The sequence below is a fragment of the Niastella sp. sgz303648 genome, assembly GCF_059587045.1.
Genome location: NZ_JCAPSW010000002.1, coordinates 511319 through 524679, shown reverse-complemented (window position 1 = coordinate 524679; position 13361 = coordinate 511319). Strand labels below are relative to the sequence as shown.

Genomic DNA, 13361 nt, shown 5'->3' with positions numbered 1-13361 from the left:
ATTATTTAAATAACGGATTCAATCTGAAATACGTTCCTCCTTCGAAGTTAATAGAATAATCAGATGCAAAATGGGTGCTCTTTTGATAATAATCGGTAGTTATGATCTGGGCGCCCGACCGGTACGCGGCCTCAAATTTCGTTTTATCATTTTTACGGGCTTCTTCAGTATCCGCATCTGCCCGTGTACGAACGATGTAGCCCTTTTTAACCAGTTCCTGTATTTTATTCAAATCCTTAACCGGATCATTCATTATCAAAATAGCCGCTTCGGGTGTTCCGGGTTCGGCATTCGCAAATAATACACGGCCCTGCAATGATGAATGCCCCTGTATATAAACCGAACGCTTTTCACCGGTTTCATCGAGTATAAATATAAATTTTCCTTTGGCAGCTTTCACCGAAGGCCACCGGCCTTTTAATACAGCAGTTTCTAATGTTGCATACTTACCTCTTACATCATCGGGCGTCATCACTTTTTCCCTGCCGAGTGTTGCCGTAATTATACTATCCAGTTGATCGAATAAAGCACTGTTGAATTTTTCGGGTACAGTAAATCCAGGCTTTTTAATTACATCATCCTTGGCATTCATGGTAATAAATACCGGATTGTGGCCGGCATGAGCATTGGACCAGCTTTTTAATTCCTGCAAACATTTTTTAAACGTCATGCAATTGCTTCGGAAATCGATATCCTGTATATGAAAAACTTTAAAACCCGGCTCTTTCATCAATCCTTCGGGGTCATAAGGCTTCGTTTCTCCCTTACCCGCCGTCCAATCCAATCCTTTGGGATGCGCATATTTACCCCCCTGAACATCGGCATAAATATCTATTTCAAGGTTCAGCAAACCTAAAGAAAGCTGATCGGATAATGGAATATGGCTGTAGTCGATATGCCGGGCCAGTGATGAGTCGGCCTGCTTAATCAACTGAAACAACGCCGGATCTATTTGCTGTTTATAACTATTATGGGAGCCAATGACCTGAATGTGATTGAGAGGCACATCATCTGCTTTTTTGAACAGTAATACAGGAAAAGTGAATACCAAAATACCGGCAATGAATTTCATAAATGTGAGGTTTTAAAAAATGCTGGCAATATATGGCTACAGCATTATGTGAAAGTTAAGCAATGCATTTTAAAATGTGCTGTATTTTTTGCGGCTCTTTGCAAACCAAACAGATTTTAAACAACCATTTCAGCAGCCGACACGATAAAAAACGCAACAGCCGCTAAACATTAGCCTTTATTCATATGCTCACTATTACCAATAAACTAAACTGATGATTCAAAATTAATATACAGGTTACATTCCGGTAACATCGAAGCATTCCCTTTGCACTTCCGAAAAAATGGCTCATATCATTCTATCGTTAACGAAGCTCGCCTGTTTTAATAAGTTAAATTTATAGTAAGTACTACGCATCTCAGGCAACAAAAAGCTTGCGTCTCCCTTATCCGTAAAGGCTTTCCGTGATGCCACTCAATGAGCCATGTAGTAACGGTATACTTTATCCTTCTTCATTAACACCAAACATTATTTTATGAGAAAGAAACTCATGCGTTTTTTTTGTTTCCCGCTTGCCCAAAAAACAACCTTATTACTAACAGCATGGCTGTTGTTATTCATCACACCACTTCTTGCCTTTCAGCAACAGGAACGCTCCATTAAAGGAAGAGTAACCGACGATGCCAAAGTGCCGCTTGCAGGTGTAAGCGTTACCGTGCAGGGCGGAAACAAATCGGTTATGACAGACGACGACGGAAAATTTGAGATCACCACCAATGCTTCGAAAGTTGTATTACAGTTTACATCGATCGGATATGTTGCACAGCAAATAGCTGTGGGAAATCAAAATACGATCAACGTAGTGCTGGTACTGCAATCGAAACAGTTAAGCGATGTGGTGGTTACCGGTTATGGTAAATCGAGCAAAAAAAATATAACCGGCGCTATTACCAGCGTAAGCAGCGACAACTTTAACCAGATTGTAACCGGATCGCCTACCCAGTTATTACAGGGCAAAGTAGCCGGTTTAAACATCACCCGCAGCGGCGACCCGAATGTAAAACCAACCGTTATTCTTCGCGGCCCCTCTACCCTGCGCGACGGCGCCAACGAACCCTTTTATGTAATTGATGGCGTGCCCGGTGCTGCCATTGAACTGGTAGCGCCTTCGGATATTGTATCGATCGATGTATTGAAAGACGCCTCTTCTACCGCTATTTACGGTGCACGCGCTGCCAACGGGGTTATTATGATCACTACCCGTAAAGCCAAAACGGGGCAAACCACCTTATCATATAATCCCTATGTAGCTTTCGAAACCATTTCGAAAAAGATAGATATGTTAAGCGGTGATGAGTTGCGCGACTACCTTGCAAAAAACGGTCAAACATTATTATCGCAATACAACGATTCGGGCGCCAACACCAACTGGCAAAAAGAAGTAACCCGTACCGGTATTTCGCATAACCATAACCTGGCTTTTACCGGTTCACAGGCCAACACCTCCTATGGCGCCAGCATTAACTATTTCGATAACCAGGGTATCATCAAAACAACCAACCTTAAGCGGATAACCGCCAGAGGAAATCTGGAGCAAAAATTCTTTAACGAGCGTTTAAAACTGGGTATTTCACTAACCAACAGCACTACCAAACATGTGGATGTTGATCAAAGCTCGCTGTTCAGCAACATGCTCACTTACATGCCAACCGTGTTCGTTCACCGGCCCGATGGCTCGTTTACTGAAGATTTCAGCCGGGGCGGTTATTTAAATCCGGTAGGTATTATTGCCAACAACGATATCGAAAGCAAGGAAGAAAAGACTTTGTTAACCGGTCTTGCCGAAGTAAAAATTTTGAAAGGACTTGTATACACCTTAAGCCTGTCATCACAAAAAGAAGCAACCATCCGTAATATATACAACAATGTATATTCAGGACAGGCCGTTGGCGCTAATGGCAGGGCCTATCGGGGTGATTATGAAAACACCAAACAGGTGATTGAGTCATATTTCAATTATGATAAATCTTTCGGCCTGCACAATATAAAATTACTGGGTGGTTATTCGTGGCAGCAGGATAAAATCGGCGACGGTTTTGGCGTTTCAACACAAGGCTATACCAACGACATGCTTACATTCTACAACCTGTATGTAAGTAATCCGTTTATTGTTGGTAATGTGAAATTCGACAACACCATCATTTCAACACTCCGGTTAATTTCTTACTACGGACGTATCAACTACCAGTACAACGACAAATATTTATTTCAGGTTTCTTTACGTAACGACGGATCATCGGCATTTGGTAAAAACAACCGCTGGGGTTACTTTCCCGCCGTTTCGGCCGGATGGCGTATTTCGCAGGAACCTTTTATGGACAATCAAAAAATATTTGATGAGTTAAAACTGAGAGCCGGTTATGGTGTATCGGGTAACTCAATTGGGTTCGATGCATTTACTTCTATTGTTCGCTATAGTTCGGGAGGAAGATTTTATTTAAACGGCAACTATCCAACCGGTTTATTGCCTGTTCAAAATGAAAACCCCGACCTGAAATGGGAAAGCACATCAATGACCAATATCGGTGTTGACTTTTCGATTTTAAAAAACAGGGTTAGCGGTTCTATCGATTACTATATTAAAAACACATCCGACCTGATCTGGGCTTATCCTGTTTCAACCACCCAGTATTTTGTAAACACCTTAACCGCCAATGTGGGCGAAGTAAGAAATACCGGTATTGAAGTAACGTTAAGTGCAACACCGGTTTCAACAAAAGGCTTTACATGGACTACAGCTGCCAACATTGCACATAACAAAAATAAAGTAGTGTCTTTAGGCAGCGACAAGTTCCCTGCATTGGCTTCAATACCTACCGCTTACCTCGGAGGTAAAGGACAAACCGGTAACTGGAGCCAGGTAATTATGGAAGGTCAGCCTATCGGTACATTCAGCCTGTGGCATTACATGGGCAAGAACGATGCGGGTATCAGCACCTTTCAAAAAGCCGACAAAAGCGTTATCGCTGCACAGCCACTCACATCTGACTACATTATAGCGGGTAATGCACAACCGAAGCTGACCTTTGGCTGGAACAACACTTTTACCTATAAAAATTTCGATCTTAATTTCTTTCTCAGAGGGGTAACAGGCAATAAAATTCTGAATAACACCCTGGCGCAATTGAACAACCCGGCCGATTCTAAAAACAACAACGTTCCCAAATTCACGCTTGGCGAGTCGTATAAAGATAATATAGCCTACCTCACTTCCGACAGGTTCCTCGAAGATGGTTCTTATGTACGCCTTGATAATGCAACGCTTGGCTATTCGCTCAAAACAAAAATTGCAGCTATCAGCAAATTGCGTTTTTATGTTTCGGGCAATAACCTGTTTACCATTACCAGCTATCGCGGTATTGACCCCGAAATAAACAACGGTGGTATAACTCCCGGTATCGATGCCAAGAACTTCTACCCCAAAACAAGAAGCATAATTATCGGTGCGAACATTGTATTCTGATTGCCATCAACAGCCAATAACTTTTAAAAGAATTTGTATGAAGAAAATATTATTCGCATTATCAGCTATAGCCATAACAGCTGGTGCATGCCGCAAACTGGATGTAAATCCCGAATCACAATATATAGATACCATTTTTCCAAAAACTGCAGCCGACTACCAGGCGCTGATAGGCCCCGTTTATACACAGCTGGCATCAAAGTACGCCATTGAGTATTTCAGAATGCAGGAGCTTACTACCGATGAAGCCATCATCCCCGGCCGCGATGGCAACTACGACGATGGCGGCCAGTACCGGCAACACCATAACCATACTTATACACCCGACCACTCGAATGTAAAAGATGTATGGGAATGGGGTTTTGGCGGCATCAACATGTGCAACCGCATCATCGGAACTGTTCAGTCAACGTTAAAAGAAACCGATCCCATTCGCATATCATCTGTTGCAGAAGTTACAGCCATGCGGGCGTTGTTCTATTTCTTTATGATGGATATTTATGGAAATGTTCCCATTGTTGATACATTTCCGGTTAAAACATTACCATCAACCAAATCGCGTAAAGAAGTATTTCAGTTTATCGAAAAAGATATAAAAAGTGTGATCAGTAAGTTGCCGGTAAAAACACTCACCAATAATAAACAGCTCTATGGCCATCCCACAAAAGCAATGGCCTATGCATTACTGGCAAAAATGTACCTGAATGCGCAGGTTTATATCGGTGAAGACAGAAAAACAGAAGCTGTTGCCTGGTGCGATAGCGTGATTGCCAATAAAAACTATCAGCTCGATGCAAGCTATGCAGCCGTTTTTGCACCCGAAAATGGTCCTGCCATACAGGAAACCATTTTCGCTATCCCTTATGATCCCCTGTTACTCGATGGCCAGCAATTTACCCGCCATGGTTTTATGGCTTATTTATATCCCAAATATGGTGTGCCGAATAACCTCAGTATTTCCATGAGCACAACACCTGAATTTTACGATCGCTTTAATTTACCGGGCGACGACAGAAACGATACCTGGCTCATTGGCAAACAATACAACTGGGATGGAACTCCGTTTACGCTTACCATCAAAAAGAAAGACCTGAATGCCAAATATACAGGCACCAATACCGACACCGTATGGCAGTTAGAGATCACCAAAAACATCGTTATGACCGGCACCAAACCATTTGATGTTGGCAACGATTACCTCGCCAGGTGCATGGGCGTGCGTTCTGTTAAATACTATCCCGACCAGGCCACTACTGCAGGTACGCGTATGAGCGGTAACGATATGCCGGTATTCAGACTGGCTGATATTTATTTAATGAAAGCCGAAGCCATTATAAATGGTGCAAGCCCAACCACTGTAAACGGCGAATTGCAGGATGCCGTTGTATTGGTGAACAAAGTACGCGCCCGCGCCAACGCACCGCAGGTAACATCTGTCACCCTTGATGAATTGCTCGATGAACGCGCCCGCGAACTGTATTGGGAAAACTGGCGCCGGAACGACCTGATCCGCTTTGGTTATTACGAAAAATATTATGCCATTCCCGGTGATGTAGATGTTCCCGGCTATACGCATGGTATGAATACAGACCCCCGAAGAAGAATATTCCCGATACCTTCTTCTGAATTAAAACTGAACACGAACCTTACACCTAATCCCGGATACTAATAACAACCTCGTTGTTTTAAAAATTAAAACCGTGCCATGGCCAAAAGCCGTGGCACGGTTCATTTATAAACCTGTCAACTTATCAACTTATTAACTTTTCAACTTATTAACTTACCAACCTACTTCAGCGCCTCCTCTATATCCGCTAAATAAACTGTATCCAATAACTCGCAATACGTATCGGTGAAATGATACCCGTCTGTTATAAACAACCGTTTTGCTTTTTTAAAACAGGCGATAGCTTCCTGCTCATGACCGGTTATGCGAAGTATCATTCCTTTATAATACCAGGCTTCAACATACTTATCGTATTTGGTCATTTGTTTTTCAAGATCGTCCAGTGCGCCTGCATAATCTTTTACCTGCATTTTGGTAACAGCGCGGTGTATATAATCGAAATAACCCACCCAGTACAATCCTTTTGAATTATACATACTGTCGATACCTTTGGCAAACCAGTAAAAAGCTTCGTTATAATGTCCCAGTTCGCGCTCGCAAAGCGCCATGATCACGTATAAATTATAAATGCCATCGCCGCTTTGACCGGGATAAAATTGAGTAAGGGTATCATATCTTTTCAGGTCTTCCAGCGCTCCTTCATAATCGCGCAGGAATTTAAACCGGCACCAGCCGCGGGTGCCCAGATAATCACGCGGCCTTAACCGTACTGCTTCATCCATATACTTGCGCCAGGTGAAAAAATCGCCGCGCTTTAAATAAGGAACGCTTATTTCGTGCCAGGCTTCGGCATAAGCCGGGCACAATTGAATAGCGCTGTCGAGGTATTGCTGGCACATTCGGGTACCCTGCGGAAATTTATCCGATTCGTTATATAGCCGGCAGGCGCGGGCGCAATTGCTATCGGTAAACAAGGTACAATTGGTTTGTGCCATGCTTTTCAAACCAAAGCAAAAAAGGAAAAGGTATGTGATAAATAGCTTCATGGAGTTATGCTTATAATGTTTCCGTTCCTGATGCGAAATGTGATGTATTGATAGCTGTCGTATATTTTTTCTTTATACAGCGCGGGTTGCCATCCTTTCAATTGTTTGGCAAGGGTCATTAACTGTTCCCCTATTTTTTCGTTAAAGTGAAACGGCTGGTAATTGGCATCCAGCTCGTATATTCTGAACCTGCCGGTTTCGCCTTTACAATTAATTATAAAACGAATGGTTAAATAACCGGTCTGGTGCAGCGTATCGGCCGGCCGCACATACCGGCTGGTAAAATACCGGGCAATTTCTTTTTTATGATCTTTATAATATGATCCTGTATTATAATATTGAAATACCGCTTTGGGATTGCACACGGTAAATGCAGCATCATCAATAGCAGGGTCGAATGGAATATCGCCTACCTGCTCAGGAAATTTTTGTACATCGGTACTGTTTTGCGAACAGGCTGCAAGGCAGTTTAATAAAAACAGAAAGATCAGCGCAGTTAATTTGTTTTTCGATAATTGGTTCATCAGAAACAGGTTTAAGGAATCGCAGGCTTTGCCCGCGCTTATAATAATAAAGATAAAAACTTCATCTATACAACCTTGTTAATATTCACAGCCGTGTTGTTTCGGCCAATAACTGTGCTTTTTACAGCCATAAGCGTGTATGTACCTTGCTTTGCTCACCGAAGCTTTAGCGGAGGTGAGTGCCTTGTACCTTGTGCCTATTTACCTTGTGCCTTGTTGCCTCGTTGCCTTTTAATACTTATCTTCAGGCATTAACCAATGCTAAGCATGCTGTCGAACTTTGAATTGTCTAAAAACAACACCACATTTTCTACCGAAGTCATTGCCGGCGCCTCTTCGTTCCTGGCCACATCGTATATCATTGTGGTCAATCCGGCGGTGCTTAGTCAGGCAGGCATGCCGTTCAGCGGCGTGCTTACGGCCACGGTGCTGGTTTCGTTTTTCAGCAGTCTTATGATGGGTGTATATGCCCGCAACCCCATTCTGGTTGCACCAGGCATGGGGTTAAATGCCTTTTTCGCCTTTTCGGCGGTCATCGGGATGAAAGTGCCCTGGCCGGTTGCTTTGGGCGCTGTTTTCTGGAGCGGCATTCTTTTCCTGCTGCTATCTGTATTCAACATACGAACTTACATTGTAAGGGCTATTCCAAGGCCGTTGCGATATGCCATTGCCGCCGGTATCGGATTGTTTATTACACTCATTGGTTTTGTAAACGCCGGTTTTATAATAAAAAATCCTGCTACCATTGTTGGCATTGGCCATTTAAATCCTGCACTGCTTACTTTTCTGGCGGGATTGTTATTCACGGCTGTTCTGGTGATCAGAAAAGTAAAAGGCGCTATTCTGATGGGCATTGTGTTTACCACACTGATCGCTTATCCCATTGGCCGCTGGTGGGCCACTACCCTGCCGCCGCTTATTAGCTGGAAAGGAATTTTTGCAGCGCCGGATTTTAGTTTGTTGTTTAAGCTCGATCTGGTGCATTCACTGCAATGGTCGGTTGTTCCGGTGATCTTTGCCTTTGTATTTACCGATATGTTCGACAGTCTTTCTACGCTTGTTGGTTTGTCTGAAGTTGCCAACCTGCTCGATGAAAACGGAGAGCCTCGCAATATAAAACGCGCTTTGATCACCGATGCCATGGCTACTACCATTGCGGGTTTAATGGGCTCAAGTCCGGGCACCGCGTATATTGAATCGGCTGTTGGTATTGAAGAAGGCGGCCGCACGGGCCTTACCGCTGTAACGGGCGCTTTATTGTTTTTACCTTTTTTGTTTTTGGCGCCATTGCTTTCGGTGGTGCCGGCCATTGCTACCGCTCCGGCATTGGTGTTGGTAGGCGTGTTCATGATCGGGCCGGTTATAAAAATCAATTGGTCGCAACTCGATGAAGCTATCCCCGCTTTTCTGGCCATGGGGTTAATTCCTTTCACCTATTCCATTACACAGGGTATTATCTGGGGTTTTCTCAGCTGGACAGCCATTAAACTAATCACCGGAAAAAAGCAGGATATCAGTATAGCATTATGGATAATTGATATTTTTGCGATATTGGCGCTGGTGCAAAGCAGTTTATAGTTTGAAGTTTGTGGTTTGTGGTTCTTTCAGTGAATCCACTGTGTGGTTTGTATCCTGTTACAATTTTAAAGTGCCTGAGGTAATAATGATTTTCCAAAGCGCGGTAGCAACCACAAACTTCAAACCACAAACAAACAAATTACGATTGCCCATTGCCGATTCACCATTCACCATTGACCATTGACCATTCACCATTCACGATTATGCGTAAAACAATATTTATACTCCTTTTTATTAGCAGTACTCTTGCTACCTTTTCTCAATCAAAAACCGCTATCACCGGCATACTCGGCGCTTTTGATGCAGAAGTAACATATTTATTAACGCAGATACAGCAAAAGAAAGAAGTTGTTATTCAGCAGGTGCATTTTACCGAAGGCATTTTGCAGGGGAAACAGGTGGTGATTGCACAAACAGGTATCGGTAAAGTAAATGCAGCGGTAACCACTACCCTGATGCTGGAACATTTTCAACCACATGAAATAATTTTCACCGGTATTGCAGGCGCCATCAATCCCCAATTATTACCCGGCGACCTGGTGATCGGCGCCCGGATAGCTTATCACGATTACGGCGCCATTGTGCCCGACAGTATTGTTCGAAAGCCCACCCGCAACCCGTTTACCTTAAAAGAAAACCCCTTGTACTTTACCTGCGATTCGCAACTGGTTGCGGTTGCCGGTATGGCAAAAAATACGGTTTCGCTCGAAAAAATCCATCGTACTAATGGCGACGAACAACCTTCTATCATTACCGGCACCATTGTAACGGGCGATGTATTTGTATCATCTGACCGTGCAGCGCAAAACCTGCAACTTCAGCTGCACGCCGATGCCACCGAAATGGAAGGCGCAGCCGTTGCTCAGGTTTGTTATCAGCAAAAAGTTCCTTTTGTTGTTATACGCAGCATGAGCGATAACGCCAATAATCATGCTCACATGGATGTAGCTTCATTTTACCAGATAGCCGCCCGTAACTCGGCTAAATTTGTAATGGGTATATTGAAGAATCTTCACGGCAATTGATATACCCTGAACTTCCTGATCTCCTGATGCGATTTGGTTGAACGAAAGCCAAAATAACCTTCTTTAAATGAAGCAGGATCTTTATAAGTGAAATAACACTGATCATCAACCCAAAAACCGGTAGTGCCGTTGTTTACAACAATGGTAATGTGGTATAGTTTATTGGCTTTTAGCAAATGGGCCGTATCGGTATATTCCTGTATGAGGGAGCGTTGCCCATTGCCTTCATATTTTCTGAAACGGTTGGTGCTATTGGTATTACCGCCCATGCCAACATAATATAACTGCAACGAATCGTATGACTCCAGTACGCCCGAACGGGTAAACAGGTTGGTATTGCGCGGGTCCTGCGCCATCCAGAACTGGTTCAGGTCAGATAGCCGGTCGTTAACACCGCCTGCTACCACTACCTGCCGATCGTATTCAATGCGCACATTGGTTCTTAGCCTGCGATTCAACCAAACGGTAAGGCCGCCTTTTGTATCAAGCACCATGTTACCATTTTGTACATATACCGATGAATTAGGAGCAGGCGCCATTTCAACAATCCATTGGGTTGAATCTAATTTGCCGGTAAATTCATCGGAATAAATCAATTTTCCCTTCGGATCATTAACCGGATCTCTTTTTGTTTGCTGTGCAAAACAGCAATACTGTGTTGCTACGATCATGATGGTGAACCATGCCATTTGCTTCATATACCGGTTATTTTTTTGTGGTTACAATAGTTGGTTTAGGTGCATTTGTCATGCCTTCGCCCAGATAAAAACCGGGATGCGGCGGCTGATTATAGCTTACATTTTGCCATGCGATAGCCAGCCGGTATTGCGGATCGTGCATCAATGTATAAAAACGATAATTGGTTGGAATGGTAGTCGTATAAATTCGCAGTTCACTGTTATCATTTGTTCGCCATATCACTTCTTCGCGCCAGTCGCCAAACAAATCGGCACTTAAGCAAGGGGTAGCCTTTGTGCCATTATTCGATGTGCATCCTTCGGCAGTAAGCAGGTTGATGGTAGTTTCATTTTTCCAATCCCATTTGTCGATGCGGTTCTTATCAAGCAGCTCACGGGTTAAATCGCCATCCCACCATACAACGAAGTTGGCTGATGAGGGTGTTTTTTCGGTAATCGTTTTTCCATGCACATCACGTAAGCCACCCGGTCCGCCCCAGTTCTCAAAACCGGCATGTGTGGGGTCAATATCTGCCGCTACACCCCTGCCTACATCAACACCGGGCGACTGGCTGAATAATATTTTACCGGTACGGGCATCAAACATAGCTACGCCGGGCGTTTGCAATGCCAGTGTTTTTTCTTCACTTTCATGAATGCCAAAAACTTCTTTACCGGGATGCGAAGGGTCCATGTCGGTCAAATGCAGGGCATCGCCGTGCCGTAAGCCGGTTGTGTATAATCCTTTGCCATCGTCATCAACCGTCATAGCGCCGATACAAATTTCATCTTTGCCATCATCATCAACATCGGCTATGCTTAAACTATGGTTGCCCATGCCCGAATACGGATTACTGCCGTCTTTTGAATCAAACACCCAACGATTGGTCAGCTTTCCGTTGCGCCAGTCCCAGGCAGCCAATACCGAACGGCCATACCACCCACGTACATATACAATTGAGGGGTGAACGCCATCGAGGTAAGCCACACCGGCTGTAAACCTGTCTGCCCGGCCGCCGTTATTATCATTGCCGCCATTACCACCAATGCCACCCCAGCCATTCAACGGATAGCGATCGGGGATAAATGTAGTAGTTGCCAGTGCTGCACCGGTAAGGCCATCAAAAACGGTAAGATATTCGGGACCATTCACAATTTTTCCGTAGGTAGCATCATTCGTATAGGTACGCCAGTCTTTGCTGCTATCGCCAATAACATGGCCGGCGCCATCTATGGTGCCGTCGGCTGTTTTACAAACCATTTCGGCCCGGCCATCGCCATCGAGGTCGTACACTAAAAACTGCGTATAGGCGGCACCGGAACGAATATTTTTACCAAGATTGATACGCCAAAGCAGTTTGCCGTTTAATGTGTAAGCATCCAGTAACTGCGGACCTGTAAAACCGGGTTGCGGTGGATTTTTGGCATTGGAAGGTTCCCATTTTAAAATGATCTCATATTCGCCATCGCCATCAAGGTCCCCAACGCTGGCATCATTGGCACTGTAGGTATAGGATTGTCCCATAATTTCCCCTGCAGGCGGTTGCTGCAATGGTATGGAAAGATATTGCCTGATGGTTGTTTGTGCCGGCAACGTATATTCACCTGCACCGGTGATTAGTTCTTTACCATTCACTACCGGTTTTATCAACCAGGTATTGACCACCGAAAAATCAGCCGATGAATCAATATAATTCGTACCGGCCGAAAGCGGTACTGTATTTAATTTAACCGGTTGCCCCGTGCCGGCTCTGCGGTATATATTAAATGCTGTGTTTTCGGATTCAGTACCCAATAACCGCCAGCTGATAAAAACATTTTTGTCGCTTGTACGAATAACCACTACGCCCCTGCCCAACGCTTCCATTTGCCGCTGGGCCTGAACAACTGTATCAATAAATATAAAGGATACAAGAAAATATAAAATCTTAGTAGCAGCTGCCTGATTTTTCATAAAGGGCAAATTAATCGTGTGTAATAACATCGAAATTTATACACATAGGCCGGAACACCATCCTGTACCAGCCTGAAGGGAATCGTCAATGGTGAATGGTGAATGGTCAATGGTCAATGGTCAATGGTCAATGGTCAATCGTGATCCGGCAGTCTTATGTTACAGGTTTCAGGTTGCACGTTTCAGGGCTTCAGAAGCAGTTATTCCCTGCAACTTGTAATCTGTAACCTGAAACCAGGAGCTCATACCCGTTAACTAATTACATCCTCCTCACTTACTACTTGCCCCTTACTACAGAATTGCCAATAATTAACAAATAAACTAAACATATACTTTGTGCATATCAAATATCCTACTAAATTTGTAGACTTATAATTCAAACTATGAAACGAATCATTCCATCTTTTTACGCCCTGCGTTGTATGCTGCGGCATACAAACACTAATCAGTAACGC

Annotated in this window: 9 protein-coding genes; 4 read left to right on the top strand and 5 right to left on the bottom strand. The window is 43.9% G+C overall.

Annotation, left to right across the window (positions count from 1 at the left end; genetic code table 11):
- Position 1 precedes the first annotated feature (1 nt).
- Positions 2 to 1072, bottom strand: coding sequence for a phosphatidylinositol-specific phospholipase C1-like protein (locus AC59IL_RS06665; protein ID WP_496551322.1), 1071 nt, complete (start codon positions 1070 to 1072; stop codon positions 2 to 4).
- 475 nt (positions 1073 to 1547) lie between these two features.
- Between AC59IL_RS06665 and AC59IL_RS06660 the strand changes: the two genes are divergently transcribed.
- Positions 1548 to 4535 carry a SusC/RagA family TonB-linked outer membrane protein gene (locus tag AC59IL_RS06660; RefSeq protein ID WP_496551321.1) on the top strand — a complete coding sequence of 996 codons (2988 nt, stop codon included), beginning with the start codon at positions 1548 to 1550 and terminating at the stop codon, positions 4533 to 4535.
- 37 nt (positions 4536 to 4572) lie between these two features.
- Positions 4573 to 6204 (top strand): RagB/SusD family nutrient uptake outer membrane protein, encoded by a 1632-nt coding sequence (locus tag AC59IL_RS06655; RefSeq protein WP_496551320.1) that lies wholly within the window; start codon positions 4573 to 4575, stop codon positions 6202 to 6204.
- A 119-nt stretch (positions 6205 to 6323) separates the two neighbouring features.
- Here the strand turns inward: AC59IL_RS06655 and AC59IL_RS06650 are convergent, their stop codons facing one another.
- Positions 6324 to 7097 (bottom strand): tetratricopeptide repeat protein, encoded by a 774-nt coding sequence (locus tag AC59IL_RS06650; protein WP_496551319.1) that lies wholly within the window; start codon positions 7095 to 7097, stop codon positions 6324 to 6326.
- Positions 7098 to 7144: 47 nt separating this feature from the next.
- Positions 7145 to 7672: a hypothetical protein gene (locus AC59IL_RS06645; protein ID WP_496551318.1), complete on the bottom strand. Its 528-nt coding sequence runs from the start codon at positions 7670 to 7672 to the stop codon at positions 7145 to 7147.
- 258 nt (positions 7673 to 7930) lie between these two features.
- On the opposite strand from AC59IL_RS06645, the gene AC59IL_RS06640 reads away from it, so the two are divergent.
- Both AC59IL_RS06640 and AC59IL_RS06635 read left to right on the top strand, forming a co-directional pair.
- The gene (locus AC59IL_RS06640) at positions 7931 to 9250 is read left to right on the top strand and encodes an NCS2 family permease (protein ID WP_496551317.1); all 1320 of its coding nucleotides are present in this window, start codon (positions 7931 to 7933) and stop codon (positions 9248 to 9250) included.
- Positions 9251 to 9453: 203 nt separating this feature from the next.
- A complete protein-coding gene (locus tag AC59IL_RS06635) occupies positions 9454 to 10275 on the top strand; it encodes a 5'-methylthioadenosine/adenosylhomocysteine nucleosidase (RefSeq protein WP_496551316.1) in 822 nt (273 codons plus the stop codon).
- On the opposite strand, the gene AC59IL_RS06630 is transcribed toward AC59IL_RS06635, so the two are convergent.
- Positions 10263 to 10973, bottom strand: coding sequence for a DUF6250 domain-containing protein (locus tag AC59IL_RS06630; RefSeq protein WP_496551315.1), 711 nt, complete (start codon positions 10971 to 10973; stop codon positions 10263 to 10265). The genes AC59IL_RS06635 and AC59IL_RS06630 overlap by 13 nt on opposite strands.
- Positions 10974 to 10980: 7 nt before the next feature.
- Entirely contained in the window at positions 10981 to 12906 is a 1926-nt protein-coding gene (locus AC59IL_RS06625; protein WP_496551314.1) for a rhamnogalacturonan lyase, read from the bottom strand.
- Positions 12907 to 13361: the final 455 nt, after the last annotated feature.